Source organism: Arthrobacter sp. Y3221087, from assembly GCF_059089905.1.
The window spans coordinates 1,621,109-1,638,182 of record NZ_JBNHFE010000001.1 but is presented as its reverse complement, the minus strand read 5'-3'; the positions used below and the strand labels follow the sequence as shown (position 1 = coordinate 1,638,182).

17 protein-coding genes and 2 tRNA genes are annotated in these 17,074 nt (G+C 67.2%); 2 read left to right on the top strand and 17 right to left on the bottom strand.

Translation table 11 applies throughout. From position 1 onward, the window contains the following. Window positions 1–263 precede the first annotated feature (263 nt). The 6 genes from AC5RUO_RS07785 to AC5RUO_RS07760 are packed head-to-tail and all read right to left on the bottom strand — an operon-like array spanning window position 264 to window position 5,377. Window positions 264–1,022, bottom strand: a complete 759-nt coding sequence (locus AC5RUO_RS07785) for a hypothetical protein (RefSeq protein WP_494103194.1) — start codon at window positions 1,020–1,022, stop codon at window positions 264–266. Beyond that, window positions 1,019–2,023 carry a VWA domain-containing protein gene (locus tag AC5RUO_RS07780; RefSeq protein ID WP_494103193.1) on the bottom strand — a complete coding sequence of 335 codons (1,005 nt, stop codon included), beginning with the start codon at window positions 2,021–2,023 and terminating at the stop codon, window positions 1,019–1,021. The genes AC5RUO_RS07785 and AC5RUO_RS07780 overlap by 4 nt, the downstream gene beginning before the upstream one ends. Beyond that, window positions 2,005–3,015 carry a vWA domain-containing protein gene (locus AC5RUO_RS07775; protein WP_494103192.1) on the bottom strand — a complete coding sequence of 337 codons (1,011 nt, stop codon included), beginning with the start codon at window positions 3,013–3,015 and terminating at the stop codon, window positions 2,005–2,007. The genes AC5RUO_RS07780 and AC5RUO_RS07775 overlap by 19 nt, the downstream gene beginning before the upstream one ends. Continuing rightward, a complete protein-coding gene (locus tag AC5RUO_RS07770) occupies window positions 3,006–3,476 on the bottom strand; it encodes a hypothetical protein (protein ID WP_494103191.1) in 471 nt (156 codons plus the stop codon). Before AC5RUO_RS07770 ends, AC5RUO_RS07775 begins: the two co-directional genes overlap by 10 nt. Then, the gene (locus tag AC5RUO_RS07765; protein ID WP_494009375.1) at window positions 3,466–4,362 is read right to left on the bottom strand and encodes a DUF58 domain-containing protein; all 897 of its coding nucleotides are present in this window, start codon (window positions 4,360–4,362) and stop codon (window positions 3,466–3,468) included. Before AC5RUO_RS07765 ends, AC5RUO_RS07770 begins: the two co-directional genes overlap by 11 nt. A gap of 7 nt (window positions 4,363–4,369) precedes the next feature. Further along, the gene (locus tag AC5RUO_RS07760; RefSeq protein WP_494009376.1) at window positions 4,370–5,377 is read right to left on the bottom strand and encodes an AAA family ATPase; all 1,008 of its coding nucleotides are present in this window, start codon (window positions 5,375–5,377) and stop codon (window positions 4,370–4,372) included. Window positions 5,378–5,516: 139 nt separating this feature from the next. On the opposite strand from AC5RUO_RS07760, the gene AC5RUO_RS07755 reads away from it, so the two are divergent. Further along, the gene (locus AC5RUO_RS07755) at window positions 5,517–5,720 is read left to right on the top strand and encodes a hypothetical protein (protein ID WP_240721360.1); all 204 of its coding nucleotides are present in this window, start codon (window positions 5,517–5,519) and stop codon (window positions 5,718–5,720) included. A 7-nt stretch (window positions 5,721–5,727) separates the two neighbouring features. Here AC5RUO_RS07755 and AC5RUO_RS07750 read toward each other — a convergent pair whose 3' ends face one another. The 6 genes from AC5RUO_RS07750 to AC5RUO_RS07725 all read right to left on the bottom strand — a co-directional run bounded on the left by AC5RUO_RS07750 (window position 5,728) and on the right by AC5RUO_RS07725 (window position 12,650). Beyond that, entirely contained in the window at window positions 5,728–6,600 is an 873-nt protein-coding gene (locus AC5RUO_RS07750; RefSeq protein WP_494103190.1) for a carbohydrate ABC transporter permease, read from the bottom strand. Continuing rightward, window positions 6,597–7,478: a carbohydrate ABC transporter permease gene (locus AC5RUO_RS07745; protein WP_494103189.1), complete on the bottom strand. Its 882-nt coding sequence runs from the start codon at window positions 7,476–7,478 to the stop codon at window positions 6,597–6,599. The genes AC5RUO_RS07750 and AC5RUO_RS07745 overlap by 4 nt, the downstream gene beginning before the upstream one ends. Window positions 7,479–7,481: 3 nt before the next feature. Beyond that, entirely contained in the window at window positions 7,482–8,834 is a 1,353-nt protein-coding gene (locus AC5RUO_RS07740) for an extracellular solute-binding protein (RefSeq protein ID WP_494103188.1), read from the bottom strand. 116 nt (window positions 8,835–8,950) lie between these two features. After that, window positions 8,951–10,153 (bottom strand): ROK family transcriptional regulator, encoded by a 1,203-nt coding sequence (locus AC5RUO_RS07735; protein WP_494103393.1) that lies wholly within the window; start codon window positions 10,151–10,153, stop codon window positions 8,951–8,953. 185 nt (window positions 10,154–10,338) lie between these two features. Next, window positions 10,339–11,505 (bottom strand): class I SAM-dependent methyltransferase, encoded by a 1,167-nt coding sequence (locus AC5RUO_RS07730; protein WP_494103187.1) that lies wholly within the window; start codon window positions 11,503–11,505, stop codon window positions 10,339–10,341. 62 nt (window positions 11,506–11,567) lie between these two features. Further along, entirely contained in the window at window positions 11,568–12,650 is a 1,083-nt protein-coding gene (locus tag AC5RUO_RS07725) for an FAD-dependent oxidoreductase (RefSeq protein WP_494103186.1), read from the bottom strand. 116 nt (window positions 12,651–12,766) lie between these two features. Between AC5RUO_RS07725 and AC5RUO_RS07720 the strand changes: the two genes are divergently transcribed. Then, window positions 12,767–14,089 (top strand): class I SAM-dependent methyltransferase, encoded by a 1,323-nt coding sequence (locus AC5RUO_RS07720; RefSeq protein ID WP_494103185.1) that lies wholly within the window; start codon window positions 12,767–12,769, stop codon window positions 14,087–14,089. 81 nt (window positions 14,090–14,170) lie between these two features. Here AC5RUO_RS07720 and AC5RUO_RS07715 read toward each other — a convergent pair. The 5 genes from AC5RUO_RS07715 to nadD all read right to left on the bottom strand — a co-directional run bounded on the left by AC5RUO_RS07715 (window position 14,171) and on the right by nadD (window position 17,063). Further along, window positions 14,171–14,243: transfer RNA gene (locus AC5RUO_RS07715), tRNA-Ala, on the bottom strand. Between the two features lie 210 nt (window positions 14,244–14,453). Next, a tRNA-Ala gene (locus AC5RUO_RS07710) sits at window positions 14,454–14,526 on the bottom strand. A 115-nt stretch (window positions 14,527–14,641) separates the two neighbouring features. Then, complete coding sequence (gene rsfS, locus AC5RUO_RS07705) at window positions 14,642–15,043, bottom strand: ribosome silencing factor (protein WP_479771346.1); 402 nt, start codon at window positions 15,041–15,043, stop codon at window positions 14,642–14,644. Between the two features lie 39 nt (window positions 15,044–15,082). Next, the gene (locus tag AC5RUO_RS07700; RefSeq protein ID WP_494103184.1) at window positions 15,083–16,399 is read right to left on the bottom strand and encodes a hypothetical protein; all 1,317 of its coding nucleotides are present in this window, start codon (window positions 16,397–16,399) and stop codon (window positions 15,083–15,085) included. A 7-nt stretch (window positions 16,400–16,406) separates the two neighbouring features. Beyond that, on the bottom strand, window positions 16,407–17,063 hold the full coding sequence (gene nadD / locus AC5RUO_RS07695; RefSeq protein ID WP_494009385.1) for a nicotinate-nucleotide adenylyltransferase: 657 nt from the start codon (window positions 17,061–17,063) through the stop codon (window positions 16,407–16,409). Window positions 17,064–17,074 lie beyond the last annotated feature (11 nt).

Genomic DNA, 17,074 nt, shown 5'->3' with positions numbered 1-17,074 from the left:
GCAAATGTCAGGCCCACATGGGGGCACCCACACCCTCCGGCACGGAGGATCGCTGACACGTTACCGCGGTAACTTGTATAAGACTCTAGGAGCGGGCGCCCGAGCATTCAAGTTGGCCTCCGAATTAAGACGCAGTCTTACGCCTTGTTTCATTGCTGAAACGGAATTTTCTTCGCTGGATGGCTGCTTTCGTTGCCGCCTCCGGCTGCAGCTGTCCCGCGGGACCTGCCCCACCTAGATAGTGTTTGTCGCCTGCTGCAGCGCTACCAGGGCTGGTCAGGCCTCGTCTCCCCGCCGGTATCGCGCAGGTAGTCATCCCGCTCGCGGGCCGCGTGGCGTTCGCGCTCCGCCTGCCGGGCATTCTCCTCAAGCTGTTGCAGTTGGCTTTGCCGAGGAGAAGGCTGCTCCTCGGAGCTGTCCTCCTGTTGCGGGTCTCCCGGCGCCTCTGCGGGCTCGGCTGCGGCGGCAAGTTTCCCGGTCAGGCGCCGCTCAGCCTCGGTCAGCTGCTTGCCGGCGTCCCGGGCATTGGCCCCGGAAAAGCATCCCGCCGGCGCAGCCTCCGCCACGTCCAGGGCTTCCGCATACAGGGCAGCGGCCGACGACGGGTCCTCCGCCCGCAGCCTGCCGTCACCGATCATTTCAGTAGCGAGGCTGAGATTGACCCGGACGATGCAGTCATCAGCAGAGCCCACGGGCACCCCTGCCAGTGCGTCCTGGAAGAGGATCCGGGCGGCAGGGTGGTCTCCGGCCAGGACTTTGGCGTCGCCGGCTGCGAACGGGGCCTTGTGCCGTTCGACGACGTTGGCCAGGTTCAACCCGTCAGCTGCCGCCTTGACAGCTGCGGCGTCTTTGGCGGCATATGCTTCGCCGGCCTGGCCGGCAAGAAGCCCAAGGCTAAGGAACTTTGCGGCGATGCCGAGCAGAACCAGCACCGGTACGGCGGACCACAGCAGAAGCCGCCGGCGGCGCAGCCGGTTCCTGCTGTTCTCCGACGCGGCATGTGCCGGAATGGAAGGAATCATTGAACGTCCTCCCTGGCTTCGCCGGGGCGGCGGTCCATGCGGCTCCCTGCCGCGGCTCCGGGTGCCTTGGCGGGTTGCAGGGCGCGGAACCTGCGAATGACCACGCTGAATTCCACCAGCGCCAGGGCAAACGCGCAGGCCGCGAAGACCCAGTACAGTTCTGTCTTTCCCGGCAGCGAGGAATCATTCGAGGAAGACCCGGGGGTGCCGGGGCGGGCCTGCTGCAGCATGGGTGCAGCTTGATCACCGGCAGCCCGGTGCACATACGGCACCTGCAGCTGCGACGCAATCTCCCGCAGTCTGCCTTCGTCGATGACCGATACTGCGTCCCGCCCCTCCGCGTCCCGGACGTACCGGGAGTCCCGGGCGCCGCCGTCGGACGCCATGCCTGTGTTCTCCTTCATCCGTCCGCCGGCCGCGGTACCGTAACCGAGCACCGCTCCCCCGGACACCAGGCCGTTGCCCAGGCCCAGCGGTTGGGGTGCAGCGGAGCTGGTCTGCTCGCCATCGCCCAGGTAGAAGACGAGCCGCGGCCGTTCAGGGTGGCTGTCGCGTGCTGCGGCAAGGCGTTCGGTGAGCACCTGCCTGGCCGCGCTGATGCTGCTCCCCTTGGCGTAGGCGGTGACCTGGGGCTCGAGGACGGACGTGATCGTTTCCAGGGCAAGGGTGTCGGTGGTCAGCGGCATCCGGACGTGTCCTTTGGTGTCAAACGTAAGCACGGAGAAGCGTGCACCCGGCAGCTCTGCCGCGATGGCCATGATGTCCTGCCGCACGCCGTCCATCCGGGTCCCGCGCCCGTGGTCTTCGGCCACCATGCTGGTGGTGGTGTCCACCACGAAGAACACGTTGAGGTCAGACGTCGCCGCCTGGGCTGTACCGCCGGGCAGGCCCGGACGGACCAGGGCCAGGAGCAGGAGCGCTGCCAGCAGGCCGCGTCGCAGCCAGGCACGCGTGGGCATCCTCAGGGGAATCCGCAGCCCGCTCATAGCCGCAACCGCCATAGGGCAATGCACAGGACCAGCCCCGACAGGAGCGCAGCCGCCAGCGGGACCGCCGGCTCATCCGAGACAACGGCACGCGGAGCACCCTTAATTGCTGCTGTCTCCGTCTCCTCCACAGCCGACACTATGCCCGGGATGGCATCCGGATTGTCCAGCGCGTAATAGTCTCCGCCGGTGGATTCTGCAGCCGTCCGGAGCTGGGCGCCGGGCTGGCCGGAACCGGCGCCGTAGTCGAGGTCAGCCGGGTTCAGCGCGTACACCCGTACGGCCCGGCCCGCCGCCAGCTGCGCAGCTTCCGCCAACGTCATGATGGGTTCGCCGGACAGGAGGTTGTCCGTGGCAAGGACCACCGACCGCGAGCGTTGGGAAGTGCCTGGTGCACCGCCGGCGCCGTTGTCCGGCTGCGGGAAACTGTTCAGGCAGGATGCCAGCCCGTCACCGATCAGGGACGAGCCGCGGCCGCTCCAGGTGCCGTCGAGAAAACCGGAGCTTCCGGGCTTTCCCTCGAACGCGTCTTTGGCCAGCTGCAACTGTTCCTGGATGTAGCCATAGTCATCAGTCAGGGGAAAGACCTGGATGGCCGTGCTGTCGAAAATGGTCAGTCCGAGCCGTTCGCCGTCGAACCCGCGGGCCAGCCCCGCGTATGTGTCCACCACCGCCGCGTCGGCGCTGCTCATGGAACCTGACGCGTCCAGGCACAGCATGATGTCCCGGTTGTGCTGTTCGGGCCGGATTGTTGTGAGGTCAACCGGACGGGCCGCCGCCACCGCTGCCGACACCAGCAGTGACGTGCAGGCGAGCGCAGCAACGGCCAGCCACCGCCGGTGGCGGCGCAGCGCGGCCTGGTATTCCGGCAGCAGGGTGAGCCGGTCAGCGTGCGCTGCGGGCCGGCGTCGGGCGCTGCCCTTGGTACCGGCCCGGAAGGCGGCTATGCCGACGGCAGCGGCGGCAACCACCGCCAGCGGCAACAGCCACCAGAACATCAGCCCCATGTGCTCACCGTCTCCCGCGCCCTAGCGGCGGCGTTGGCCACCGGGGGCAACGGCTCCTGGCCGAATTCGCCCGGGTATAAGGCGCCGACGGCGGACGCGGCGGCAGGCAGCGGGTGCCGCTCCAGGTCCTGCCGGGTCATCCGGAGTGCGTCCACACCTGAGGCGTCCCGGATGAAGCTGCGCAGCAGGCGGCTGATCTCCTGATGGCTGGCACGCACGCCGCGGTGGCCGGCCGCGGCCTCCCGTTCCACGTCGTCGATGCGTTGCAGGTAGGCCGCCTTGAGCGCGGGAAGCTCGGTGAGGGGTACCGGGGGCGGGCTGTGTACTGCCGTCCGCGGATGCCGGGTCGCGGCAAAGACGGAGACGTACCAGCCTGCCACCACTGCCAGGAGTGCCACGCCGGCCCACATCCATACCGGGCTGTACTGGAGCGGCCCGTAGAAGTCGGGTTCAGCCGGCACGGCGGTGCCTCTCCAGGAGTGCGAACAGCGCGGTGACCACGTCCTGGCTGCCGCCCACTTCGCCTTCCGTGATGCCCGACTGCCGCAGCATCTCCCTGCGTGCCGCGTCCCGCTCGGCGAGCGCCTTCCCATACGCGGCCACCACGGTGGCGGACTGTGCCAGGTGCGCGGGTAGAAGGGTGGAGTTGGCAACGCTGTAGAAGTCCGAGACGTCGCCGCCCGGGCCGGGTTGCCTTGGCGCCAGTTCCGCGTCACGCACCGTGAGCCATAGGATTTCGTGCTGCGCGCGAAGGCGGCGCAGCAACCCGGCCAGGGCAGGCGTGGCGGCCACCTCGTCCGCGACGACGAACAGCAGGTTCCGCCCCTTCACAGTCCTGGCCACCTGGTCTAACTGGTCTTCGATCCTGCTGGGTGCCGCCCCAATACCGGTGTCCCCGTGCACCTGCCGGAGAAGCCGCTCCAGATGGGTCTCGCCCGCCTTGGCGGGGATGGAACGGGTGCGGGAGGAGTCGCCGCTGACCAGCCCCACCACGTCGCCATGCCGGTGGGCCAGGTAACCCATCACCCCGAGTGCCATGACGGCGATGTCCTTCTTCGCCTCGCCCGTCCGGGAGACGGCCGCCATGTTGCGTCCGGTATCGGTGAGCAGCAGGAGCGTCTGGCGGCGGACCGCAACGTAGCGTTTGATCAGCGGCGAGCCGTGGCGCGCTGACGCCTTCCAGTCAATGTCCCGGACCTCGTCTCCGGGCACGTAGGCGCGGAGATCGTCAAAGTCCAGGCTGCGGCCGCGGAACACTGACCCGTACTCGCCGTCGAGCAGGCCGCGTGCTTTGCGGTGGGCGAAGATCGCCATCTTGGATTTCACCCGCAGGAGGAGGCTGCCCATGCCGGCCTTAGGGGGTCTGGACGGCAGCGACGACGGCGTCGATCACCGATTCCACGGGCACCTGCTCGGCCACCGCATCGAAGTTGAGGATCAGCCGGTGGCGTAGCACCCGGTGGGCCAGCGCCTTGACGTCCTCCGGTATGACATGGTCCCTGCCGTTCAGCAGGGCGACGGCCCGGGCTGCCTGGCTGAAGGCGATGCTGGCACGCGGGCTGGCGCCGAATTCGATGAAGCCGGCGAGCCGCTGGTCGATGTACTGGTGGGCGTTGCGGGTGACGAAGACCAGCCCCACGATGTAGTTGACGATGGCGGGGTCGATGTAGATGCGGCGGACAATCTCCTGCACTTCGGCCACCGAATCCAGCGATGCTGCTGCCGCGGGTGCCTGCTCCGGAGTGTAGACGCCGGCGTCGATCCGCCGGATGATTTCCGCTTCCTCTGCCGGGGACGGGTAGTCCAGCACGTCCTTGAGCATGAACCGGTCCATCTGGGCTTCGGGGAGCTGGTAGGTGCCTTCCTGCTCGATCGGGTTCTGGGTGGCGAGCACCAGGAACGGTGACGGCAGCCTGTAGTCCTGGCCGCCGATAGAGGTTTGCCGCTCCTGCATTGCCTCCAGCATGGCGCTCTGGGTCTTGGCGCTGGAGCGGTTGATCTCGTCCAGCAGGACGATGTTGGCGTGGACCGGACCCAGCTGCGTGATGAAGGTCCCCTTGGCGGCGTCGTAGATCTGCGTTCCCACGATGTCGCTGGGCAGCAGGTCCGGGGTGCACTGGATCCTGCGGAAGTCCGCGCTGACCGCTTCAGCCACCGTTTGCGCCGCGGTGGTCTTGGCAAGGCCCGGGACGCTTTCCAGCAGGATGTGGCCACCAGTCAGCAGCCCCACCAGCAGTGACTCCCGCAGCCGGGACTGGCCCACGACCTTGGCCTCAAAGCTCCGGGAGATACTGGCGGCCACCTGTTGTGCCCGTGCCAGTTCCGCCGGTTCGATCCTCGCGGACGCACTGGTTTGAAGCACTGTCAATCCCCCTGGTGGCTGTTCGTGGCCGTGCCTGCCTGACGGCTGCACTCCGCCGCCATCCTATCCAAGTCCCAGGCCGGGGTTCCGGCAATGGGGACCCCTCCCCATCAGGGGCAGGCAGGTCTATCCTTTTGCCATGAGCGAGCTTCCAGCCAGTTACAAGGAGTTTCTCGCCGGCAAAAGCGAGATGTTCATCAGCACGGTCAAGCCTGTCCTGCAGCAGTCTGCGGCGGACAAGCTCCACGGGGTCCGGGTTGTCTACAACCCCGGCTCCACCGGCCACCAGGCCCACCTCGATGACAGTATTCCCTTCGGGGTTGTGGTCGAGGATATCGACTAAGCAGGCCCTAGCCCCGCACCGCTCCGGAGAGGGCGAAGGAACTGCCGGACCACCTTGCCACAATGATGTACAAGGCCAGGACCGGCAGTGAATAGAGGATCGAGAATGCGGCCAGTTGGCCGTACGCGACTGCCCCGTGCTGTCCGAAGAAGCTGTAGATGGACACCGCGGCGGGCTGCCGCGTCTCGGACAGGAGCAGCACGAACGGGACGAAGAAGTTCCCCCATGCCTGAATGAACACGAAGATAAAGACGACGCCCAGGCCCTGGCGCATGAGCGGCAGCACGATGGTGCGCAGCGCCGTCATCCTCGAGGCACCATCCACCCAGGCGGCCTCCTCCAGTGACACCGGTACGCCGTCCATGAAGTTCCTGGTCATCCAGATGGCCATGGGCAGCGTGGTGGTGGCCATGAAGAATATGGTGGCTGGCATGGAGTCCAGCAGTTCCAGCTGGACGAACAGTCCGTACACCGGAACCATGATGGCCGTGATGGGCAGGCATGTGCCGAACAGGACCGCGTACAGGAACGGCGCGTTGAACCGGGAGCGGTAACGGGACAGCGGATAGGCCGCAAGCACGGCGGCCACCAGCGTGACGGCCCCGGTCCCGGCGGACAGCACCATGCTGTTCCACAGTGGCTGCAGCAGCAGTTCTGGGGTCAGGACGGCGGCGAAGTTCTCCAGCCCGGGCTGCCGCGGAACCCTGGTTTCGTGTCCGGCCTGCGGGTCCAGGGAACCCAGGACAAGCCACAGGAGTGGCAGCAGGAAGCACGCGCCCACCAGCAGCAGGACCAGGTCCGCCGGGGTGGTGCCGCTCCTGCGGCGGGGTGGCGGCGCCTGCACCCCGCGGGGCGGCAGCGTCCTGGCCGGGGCGGTCATACCCGCGGCTCCTTCAGCAGCCGGATGTACACCACGCCGAACACAGCGCCGATCAGGATGAGCACGGAGGCCACTGCCGTCCCGTACCCGATATCACCGAACTTGAAGGCCTCCTGGTACGCCAGGATGGGCAGCGTGGTGCTGGCGTTGGCCGGTCCGCCGGCCGTCATCACCCAGACAAGGGTGAACACCGCCAGGGTCTGCAGCGTGATCAGCATCAGGTTGGTGGCGATGCTGCCCCGGATCATGGGCAGCGTGATGAAGACCAGCCGCTGCCAGCCCCGGGCGCCGTCCATCTGGGCGGCCTCCGTCACCTCGGTGGGAACGTCGTTGAGTGCGGCCTTGTACACGAGCATGGAGAAGGCCGTGCCGCGCCACACATTGGCCAGCATCACGGCCACCATGGGGAACGCATACAGCCATTCCGGCCTGCCGAAACCCAGGCTCCCGAGCAGCTGGTTCAGCGTCCCGTCCTTGCTGAAGTACGCGTAGGCGGCGAAGGCGGCCACGATTTCGGGCAGCACCCATGCGGCCACCACGGCGGTTCCAACGACGGACGAGACCGCAGGGCGCGCCCGGCGCATCAGCACGGCGATGGCCAGGCCCAGCAGGTTCTGGCCAAGCACCGCAGATCCTCCCACGAACAGGACCGTGAGCCACAGGGAGAGCGGGAAGACAGGGTCCGTGAGCAGCCGCTGGTAGTTTTCCGGGCCCACCCATTCCGGATTCCTCGCGCTGCGGCCGGTCAGTCCGGCGTTGGTCAGCGAGGCATGGAAGGCCCAGAGCACGGGGCCGGCGAGGAACACCAGCAGGAGCAGGACGGCAGGAAGGACCGGCAGGTAGCGGACCAGCTGCCGTGCCCGGTGGCTCAGCAGCACAGGCTACTTCCGGACGGTCTTGTCGCCGCCCACTATATCCGTGACTGCTGCATCGTAGTCGGCGGCGGCCTGCTCGGGCGTCCGGCTGCCGGTGATGACCGCCTCGGTTGCCTCCTGGACCGCAGCGGAGATCCGGGGGTAGTCGGCCGTGGCCGGCCGGTAGCGGGTGACCTTCACAAGCTCAGAGACGTCCTTCACGAAGGGGTTGGCACCCTGGTAGCCGGGGTCCGCGGCCACGTCCGTCCGGACGGCGATCTGCGAGCTCTCCACGGTGAAAGCCAGGGAGTTCTTCTGGTTCAGCGCCGTGGACAGGAACTTGAACGCCAGGTCCGGCTCCTTGGTTTCGGCGCCCACTGCCAGGGTCCAGCCGCCGGACATGCTGACCGAGCCGGGAGCGTCACCGTTCTGGGTGGGGAACGGGGCCACTCCCATTTCCTCTTCGTAGCCGGGCCAGGCGTAGCTGCCGCCCTCCTGCCAGAACGACGGCGCGTAGGAGCCTTCCACAGTGGCGCCCAGCTTTCCGTTGGGGAACCATTCGCCGAACACCTTCTTCCAGACGTTCGCGTCCAGTGCCTCCGCGGGCGTGACGGCCAGCTGTTCGTCATAGAGCGTCTTGAGGAAGCCCAGCGAGTCCTTGAACCCGGCCGAACCGACTACCCACTTCTTGGATTCCTCGTCGTAGAGGCTGGATCCGGTGCCGTAGAGCAGCTCGTAGAACCCCTGCATGACGGTGCCCTCGCCGGTTCCCTTGCCCGCGTACATGTTGAACGGGATGGCCGAGGGATCGTTGGCTTTGATCTTCCTGGCGGCGTCGAGGATGTCCTGCCAGCTGCGCGGCTGCCAGGGCTCACTGATGCCTGCGGCCGCGAGGACTTTCTTGTTGTACCAGATGGCCCGGGTATCGGTGCCGAGCGGCACCGCGTACGTGCCGCCGTCGTCCGCGCGGCCCGCTGCCTTGGCGGCGTCGTCGTATTTGTCCCAGTCCTCCCACCCCTCAAGGTGGGAGTCAAGCTTCAGGAGGTAGCCGGCGTCGACGTCCGAGCGGACCTTGAACGTGTCCTCGTAGAACACGTCGGGCGCGGTGGACGGCGAGCGCAGGGCGAGGGCCAGTTTGGTGCCGTAATCATCGTCGTTGCCCTGGATGGGCTGAAGCTCAACCGTGACGCCCTGGTTCGCCGCTTCGAACTCCTCCTTGGCTGCCTGGAACATCGTGTCCAGCGCGGTGAAGGAATCCGTCTTCTGGTAGGCGACTTTCAGGGTCTTGGACCCCTCATCCGGAGTACCCGGACTGCAGGCCGCCAAAGCAACCAGTGCCGCAGCGAATAATGACACGTTTTTCAGGGCCCGGCGACGCATGGTGCTCCATTCAGTTAATGCTGCGGACCCCGTTGTCAGCGGGCCCCAGCCGCGGCAATAAGCACATGCTAGATGGGTCGGATGCCGCAATCAAGGCATCGGTCCAATGCGTCGGATCAGCTCTCCAGGAGCAGCCGCTGGGCGCGGGGGGCAAGGGTGTGTTCAAGCACCAGCGAGGCGGCGCCAATGGCACCCACGTCCTCCCCCACCCCGGTGCCCACCACCTCGATGGGGTGGATCAGCCGGGCCGCGCTGTTGGCGTCCAGCACCGGCGGGACCTTCGCCAGGAAACGTTCTGCCATGCCGCTCCAGAAGGGGCCGCCGAAGACCACCCGCTCCACGTCAAGGGTGTTGGTGACCACCGATACCGCCCGGGCAACCAGCACGGCGGACTTGTCGATGATGGCTGCGGCGCGCTGGTCACCGGCGTCGGCCAGTTCGCAGAGCCTGGCGAAGCTTTGCTGGATTTCGGCGCCGCTGTTCCCGGAACGGGAGCTGTCCAGGATCCCTGCAGCCTCGGCTTCCGCCACGAGGACCTGGGGGATGCAGGAGGATTTCACGCAGCCGCGCAACCCGCAGTCGCACTGGGGCCCGTCCGGGTCCACCACGATGTGGCCGATTTCGCCGGCATTGCCGGACGTTCCCCGCACCACTTCGTCATTGAGTACGATGCCGCAGCCGATGCCGGTACCCATGTACATGAAGACAAAGCTGCCGGCCCCGCTGGGCCCGCCGGCCCATGTTTCAGCGACAGCCGCGCTGGTGACGTCCTTGTCCATCAGGACCGAGTAGCCCGTGGCGTCCGACAGCGCGTTGCGCAGCTCCACGCGGTCCCAGCCCGGCAGGAGCGGCGGGTCCACCACATTCCCGTTGTCCAGGTCGATGGGACCCGGCGCCGCGACCCCGAGGCCGGCGATCCGGTCCCGGTCTACCCCGGAGTCCTCCACAAGCTGGGTGATCTCGGCCGCGATGGTGCTGATCACAGCGGACGGATCATTTCCTCCCGGCGTCCGGATCCGGGAGTGCCGGACGACGGCCCCCACCAGGTCAAGGACCACGAAGGTTGTCACGGCCGGATCAAGGTGGACGCCCACGGCGTACATGCCGCGGGGGTTGAGGCGGAGGATGGTGCGCGGTTTTCCGGGCCCGGTGCCTTCCTTGCCGGCCTCCACGATGAGGTTCTGGTCAAGCAGCCGGCGGGAAATGTTGGAAATGGTCTGCGGAGACAGGCCCACGATCTGCGCGAGTTCAACCCGGCTGAGTCCGCCCGAGGACCTGCGGATGGCGTCGAGGATCACCGTGAGGTTGAAGTCGCCCATCCGGGGCAGGTTGGTTCCGCGCCTCGGTGAGGATTGGCGGATCTCGGTCACGGTGTCCCCTAAACTTCTTCGGCCACGTGGTTGTGGTGCTGCTTGAATCGTACGTTACGCGTGGACGCAGACCCATAGGGCGCGACGGCGGTGCGGCCTACTTTGCGCATACATTTACCGGACCTTGCGTACCTTTACCGGAACTTGTGCTTGATGCTCCGGGTCACCAGGAACTTCGGGTTCTGCCCTTTGACCTCAGTGGGTCCCACCTGGCGCTCCAGCGCCGGCAGGTAGGGCAGATGCCGGTTATACACGGTCCACAATTCGCCTTCCGGAGCCAGCACCCGCCCTGCGGCTTCAATCATTTTCAGCCCGGCACCGGCATGCACGCCGGCCCCGACGTGGAACGGCGGATTGAGCAGCACCAGGTCGGCGCTGCCTGCCTCCATGGTGCTGAGCGCGTCATCCTGCAGGACGCGGATGCGCTCCTGCAGGCCGTTAGCGCGGGCAGTGGCCAGGGCGGAGGCCACGGCAGCGGCCGACTGGTCCGTGGCGGTCACGGTGGATCCGGGTGAATTCCTGGCGTACATGGCGGCGAGGATGCCCGTTCCGCAGCCGAGGTCAACAGCGTGGCGGGCCGGTTTCATGGCCGGCAGGAAGGTCAGCAGGAACCGGGTGCCGATGTCCAGTTTCGGGCCGGCAAAGACGGCCCCGTGCGCGGCGACCTCCAGGTCCAGTTCGGCAATATGCCCGACAACGGGAAAGCGCTCCGGTTCTTCGGTTGCCTTCACACCGGTGGCAAGGATGACACGGGACTTTTGCCGGGCGAGCTGCGGCTGGACCAAATCGAAGTATCTTTCCAGGACAGCATTCATACCGAGGGACATGTGTTTCACCCGGCCCCCGGCCAGCAGGGTCACTCCTGCGGGCGCATGCCGGGCCACCGCAGCCACAATCTCCTCCAGCTCCGCCAGGGTCTTCGGCAGCTGCAGGAGCACGGCGTGCGCGTCTGCCAGGAGCCCGGGGCCAAGTGGCACCTGCTCAAAGGCCGGCACCGTGGCGGTGCCGCCGTCGTGCCCAGAAGCCAGCCACTCCGCCGCGTTGAGGCGCAGCGCCCGCTCCCCCGTGATCAGGTCCTGGTGCACGCGGACGGCTGCCGGCTCCAGCACCGCAAGCGCGCCGAGGGTCAGTGCGCCGTAGCGGTCACCGATGACAGCCACCTGGCTGCCCGGGACAACATGCTCCCGGGCAGTGTCCAGCAGCAGCCGGTCCGTGGCGTCCCACGCCTGGAGGTTGGGGGCCTCGACGTCGGGCCGCCGCCGGAGCAATTGGAAGACATCCTCGAGACGGTTGGTTGCCACTGATGCTGCTTTCTGCTGGTCCTGGGGCCCCGGCCTGCGCTCTTTTGTGCCTGCGAGCGGGGTCAGCCCCACGTTACCGTCTCCGCTGCGGGAGCTATTCCGGGCAGTTTCAGGATGGCGGCCACGGCCGCACGGCCTGCCCGGTTGGCACCAATGGTGGACGACGACGGCCCGTAACCCACCAGGTGGACGCGCGGTTCGGCGGCCACCTGTGTCCCGTCCATGACGATTCCGCCGCCGGGACCGCGCAGGTGCAGCGGCGCCAGATGCTCAAGCTCCGCGCGGAATCCCGTGGCCCAGAGGATGACGTCGGCTCTCAGGAGACTCCCGTCTGCCAGGCGCACGCCGTCCGGCTCGATCGCCGTGAACATGGGTTGCCGCTCCAGCGCGCCGCGTGCCGCCGCAGCCCGGAGGGCGGGCGTCCAGATCAGCCCCGTCACCGACACCACGCTCTGCGGCGGCAGCCCCTTGCGGACCCGCTCCTCCACAAGCGCCACCGCGTCGTGTCCCGCCCGGGAGTCAAACTCCGCATCCCGCCACACCGGTTCCCGCCTGGTGAACCAGCTGGTGGAGGTCACCCGCGAAATTTCGTCCAAAAGTCCGACGGCGGAGATCCCGCCGCCCACGACGATGACGTGCAGGCCCGCGAACTGCTCGGCGGCCACGTAGTCCGCCACGTGGAGCTGCGTGCCGCGGAAGGTGGACTGCCCCGGGTAGATGGGCCAGAACGGCCGGGTCCAGGTGCCCGTGGCGTTGATGACCGCCTTTGCCGCCCACTCGCCGTCGGAAGTGGAAATCTCCAGCCTGCCCGCCGGGTCATCGTCTTCACGGCTGACCGAGCGGACCTTCACGGGGCGCCGGACGGCAAGGCCCAGTTCTTCCTCGTAATCCCGGAAGTAGCGGGTCAGGAATTCGGAACTCGGTTCGGAGGGGTCAACGGCGGGCTTCGCGATGCCGGGAAGGTCGCTGATCCCGTTGACGGTGGCCATCCGAAGGCTCCTCCACCGGTGCCGCCAGGCACCTCCCGGTCCTTCTTCGGCGTCGAGCACCACGTAGTGGAGCCCGCGGCGCTGCAGATGGTAGGCGGCTGAGAGCCCCGCCTGGCCCGCTCCGATCACGACGACGTCGACCCGGGCAGAATTCACTCCCCCATGATAGTCCGGCGGGGGGTTCCGGCTTTAGGGTAGGCCCAAGGGACCGGCCCGGAAGGGCACGGCAAGGTCACCCGGGGCGGCCCGGGCTGTACAGGAAGGCAGCCACCATGACAAGAGACCACGGTGCGGCAGCAAAACTGGCCAGGGCAATGGGCATCGTGCTGGGAACGGACCAGATACCACTGCGCCTGAAGGCCTGGGACGGCTCCGAAGCCGGCCCGGAGGGGGCACCCGTCCTGGAATTCCGTTCCCGCCGGGCCCTGCGCCGGATGCTCTGGTCACCAGGGCAGCTGGGGCTCAGCAGGGCTTACGTTGCCGGCGAGATCGATGCGCCCGGGGACGTCTTTGAGGCGTTCTCGGCGTTGAGTTCGGCCGGAAAGTTCGCCGAACCCGGCCCGTTCCGGCCGCCCACCCCCGCCGAACTCTGGTCCCTGGTCCGCACCGCCATCCGGCTGGGGGCCGTGGGCCCCAATCCGGCGCCTCCGCCCGAGGAGGCACGGATCCAGCGCAAAGGCAGGCTGCACTCGCGCCGCCGGGATTCGGCCGCCATCTCACACCACTATGACGTCGGCAACGACTTCTACGCCCTGGTGCTGGGACCATCAATGGTTTACTCATGCGCCGTCTGGCCCGGGGATACCGGTGCTACGGGGGGCCCGGCCACAGGTGCCCGCCTCGTGGAGGGGCTGGACGCCGCCCAGGAAGCGAAGCTGGACCTTGTCTGCCGGAAACTGGCGCTGAAACCCGGAATGCGCGTGCTGGACGTGGGCTGCGGCTGGGGCAGTTTCGCACTGCAGGCGGCGGGAAAGTACGGTGCCACCGTGGTGGGCGTAACGCTTTCGGCGGAACAGGCCGTGCTGGCCCGGAAGCGCGCAGCCGACGCCGGGCTGACGGAGAAGGTGGACATCCGGGTCCAGGACTACCGGGACATTCCGGACGGGCCGTTCGACGCAATCAGTTCCATCGGCATGTCTGAGCATGTGGGGCGTGAACAGACCCCCGGCTACGCGGCGGCACTGTTTGAGCTGCTGCGGCCCGGCGGCCGCCTGCTCAATCACGCCATTTCCTGGAACGCCGGTCCCACAAACCCGGACCCGGATTCGTTCATCCCCCGGTATGTCTTTCCTGACGGTGAAATGATCAGCCTCGGCGAGATGGTCACAGCCCTGGAGTCCGCCGGTTTCGAGGTCCTGGACGTGGAGGCGCTGCGCCGGCACTATGCCTTGACGCTGCGCGCATGGGTCCGGCGGCTGGAAGAGAACTGGGACCAGGCAGCCGCGCTCGCCGGGCTGGGCCGCGCCCGGGTGTGGCGGCTGTACATGGCTTCCAGTGCTCTGGGTTTTGAGAACAACCTGACCGGAGTGAACCAGGTCCTGGTGCAGCGGCCGGGCGGGGAGGAACCTCCACTGCGCCGGACAGCCTGGCTCTGACACCCACTCTGTCCTTAAAGCAGAAGAGGAACCATCCTTGACGGATGGTTCCTCTTCTTTTTCTCCTGATGGAGGATTGCGTGGAGCTGAGGGGACTCGAACCCCTGACCCCCTGCATGCCATGCAGGTGCGCTACCAGCTGCGCCACAGCCCCGAACTCTTGCCGTTCCGGTCGAATTCCCCGGAGCAACCTGACCAGCTTAATGCACTTTTGCGGCTGCGCCAAATCGGGGAAATCTTGGGGGTACGGGGGCTGCTGAGGGGGTATGAAACCCGTCCTGGGGACCGCATCCGGAGTCCGCGTACACCCTGGTAAAAAACAAAAAATCCGCCGGAATCATACGATTCCGGCGGATTTGCCCGGTGGAGCTGAGGGGACTCGAACCCCTGACCCCCTGCATGCCATGCAGGTGCGCTACCAGCTGCGCCACAGCCCCGGATTGTTGCTGCTCTTGCAAGCTTTTCCGGGTGTCCCCCGAAGCAACTCAAATATCTTAGAACAGCAATTCCGAAAATTCCAAATCCGGAATATTCGCCGTGCTGGTGCGGCGGCTACTCGCCTTCGGAAGCTGCCGCTGCCTTCGCGGAGGCGTCATCACCGAGCTGGAGGTCCACCACGGGGCAGTCCTTCCAGAGACGCTCTAGTGCGTAGAACACCCGATCCTCTTCATGTTGGACATGGATCACAATGTCGGAGTAGTCCAGCAGGACCCAGCGGCCACCCGAGCGGCCTTCACGGCGCACCGGCCGCAGGTCCTGCTTGGCCAGCTCTTCCTCGATGCCGTCAACAATGGCGTTGACCTGGCGTTCGCTCGGCGCGGAGGCGATGAGGAACACGTCTGCCAGCGCCAGCCGCTCACTGACGTCAAGGGCCACGATGTCCTGGGCAATCTTGTCCGCGGCTGCCTTTGCGGCGGTGCGGGCTATGGTGATGGATGAATTCGATGCAGTCACGGGACTCCTTGTTGATTAAAAGTGTGGGGGGCTCGCCGGTCAGCTGGACATGCCGCTGACGATCAGGAAAATGCCGGAGACGAGGGCCACGATGCCGAAAAGCAGGATGCAGAGCTGCAGTACCCGGTTCCGCTTTGCCCTGGCCAGCCCGGCGGTGGCAGCGTCCAGGGGGTCCAGCCCGTAGGCCGAGCTGGCTGGGACCCTGGGCAGTTCCTCGACGAGTCCCTCGGACTGGTCTTCCGGGAAGACAACAGCCTTGGGACGGGTGGCCGCGCGGGCGGCAGCCTCGGCACGGGCGATGACCTGCGATCGGCCGGATGCGCTGTCCGCCGCAGCCTGGTTGGAACGGCTGGCCGGACGCCGCTGCTTCCCGGTGCCGGCAGGCTGGACCTTCGTACCGGGGCGGGTTGCAACGGGAACGTGGGAAGTGGCCGGGGGCTTCATCACGGGGCGGTCAACGCCGGGCACCTGCACGAACTCAAGCGGAGTGACCATGGCCAGGTTACTGGCTGTTGACGGGCCGGGCCGCACCTGGGAAGCGGTGTCTTTGGAGGCCGGATCCTTCCCCGGGACCGGTGGCGTGCCGGCCTGTTCGGCGAGTTTTTGCTTGGCCAGGGCACGGCGGTTCATGACGGCGGCGCGTTCGGCGAGGGCAATCTGCTCCGCCAGGATATCGGGGTCCACCGCTTCCGGATCCATGGAGGCAATGTGCTCCATTTTGGCAATCTGGTTCCTGGCCTGCTCCGCGATCAGTGCCCTGGCGGCAAGGGCCTGCTCGACCGTCATTCCCTCAGGGCCGCCCGACCGGGCAGGAGCGGCCGGCCCTCCTGCCCGGTCGGGCGGTGTCGTGGCGGCAGGCGGGGTCTTTGCGGCGGGCAAAGCGGAGCCTTGTGCTGCATCCTCTTTGCGGCCAGGCACGGCGGCGGGTCCGGAGGCACCGGCCGAAGGACCCGCGGCAGGCGGCACGATGGGGTTGGCGGCGGTCAGCGCCTGTTCCTTGAGCTGCTGCAGGCGGAGCTGGCGGCGGGTGGGCGGACCACCTGCGGCGAGCTGGCCTTCTTTTTCTTCGAGCTCCTTGATGGTGCGCAATGCTGCGCGGTCCCGAGCCCGGATCTGGGATGACCGCTGCGTGGAGGCCGGTTCGGCAGTCTTGGCGGAGGCCGCCTGCCCGCCGGCGGCAGGAAGGCTCGCATCAGGGCCCGGGCCGGCCGGGCGCTTGGTGTCGGGCAGCATGGCAGGCTGCCGGTCAGTGGCAGGGGCCAGCGGCTCCGGGCCTGTGGACACGGTCGCCTGCTGGGCATCCCTTGCCTTCCGGAGTTCCCGGCGGCTGCGGATGGGGGGCTGTTCCTGACTCATTGAGAACTCATTCAGTACTGGCTGGTTCACGTGCTTCGACGGATGGCTGGTTTCCGCCCGCCGGCACCTGGGCATAGAGACCGTACTTGGCGATGTACTGCACCACGCCGTCCGGCACCAGGTACCAGACGGGATCGTGTGCCGCTACCCGGGCCCGGCAGTCCGTGGACGAGATGGCCATGGCGGGCACTTCGAGCAGGCTCACGTCGTCCCGTCCCATGCCGTCCAGCACATGGCCGGGCCGGGTGACGCCGACGAAATGGGCCAGCGACCACAGTTCATCGATGTCCTTCCAGGACAGGATCTGGGCCAGGGCGTCCGCCCCGGTGATGAAGAAGAGATCCGCGTCCGGACGCTGCGCGCGCAGGTCACGAAGGGTGTCAATGGTGTAGGTGGGGCCGGGGCGCTCGATGTCCACCCGGCTCACGGTAAACCGCGGATTCGAGGCCGTGGCGATGACCGTCATGAGGTACCGGTGTTCGGGCTCGCTGACCTGCTTGTGGGACTTCTGCCACGGCTGGCCGGTGGGGACGAAAACCACCTCGTCCAGGTCGAACTCGGCGGCAACTTCGCTGGCTGCAACCAGGTGGCCGTGATGGATGGGATCGAATGTCCCACCCATCACGCCCAGGCGCAGCCTGCGGTGGGGGCCGCTGTGGCGCAAAACGCGGGAGA

Bases quoted from the DNA above. Each gene is read 5' to 3' on its own strand.
- AC5RUO_RS07785 (WP_494103194.1), bottom strand. From the start codon at position 1,022: ATGATTCCTTCCATTCCGGCACATGCCGCGTCGGAGAACAGCAGGAAC.
- AC5RUO_RS07780 (WP_494103193.1), bottom strand. From the start codon at position 2,023: ATGGCGGTTGCGGCTATGAGCGGGCTGCGGATTCCCCTGAGGATGCCC.
- AC5RUO_RS07775 (WP_494103192.1), bottom strand. From the start codon at position 3,015: ATGGGGCTGATGTTCTGGTGGCTGTTGCCGCTGGCGGTGGTTGCCGCC.
- AC5RUO_RS07765 (WP_494009375.1), bottom strand. From the start codon at position 4,362: ATGGGCAGCCTCCTCCTGCGGGTGAAATCCAAGATGGCGATCTTCGCC.
- AC5RUO_RS07755 (WP_240721360.1), top strand. From the start codon at position 5,517: ATGAGCGAGCTTCCAGCCAGTTACAAGGAGTTTCTCGCCGGCAAAAGC.
- AC5RUO_RS07750 (WP_494103190.1), bottom strand. From the start codon at position 6,600: ATGACCGCCCCGGCCAGGACGCTGCCGCCCCGCGGGGTGCAGGCGCCG.
- AC5RUO_RS07740 (WP_494103188.1), bottom strand. From the start codon at position 8,834: ATGCGTCGCCGGGCCCTGAAAAACGTGTCATTATTCGCTGCGGCACTG.
- AC5RUO_RS07735 (WP_494103393.1), bottom strand. From the start codon at position 10,153: ATGGGCGACTTCAACCTCACGGTGATCCTCGACGCCATCCGCAGGTCC.
- AC5RUO_RS07720 (WP_494103185.1), top strand. From the start codon at position 12,767: ATGACAAGAGACCACGGTGCGGCAGCAAAACTGGCCAGGGCAATGGGC.
- AC5RUO_RS07700 (WP_494103184.1), bottom strand. From the start codon at position 16,399: ATGAGTCAGGAACAGCCCCCCATCCGCAGCCGCCGGGAACTCCGGAAG.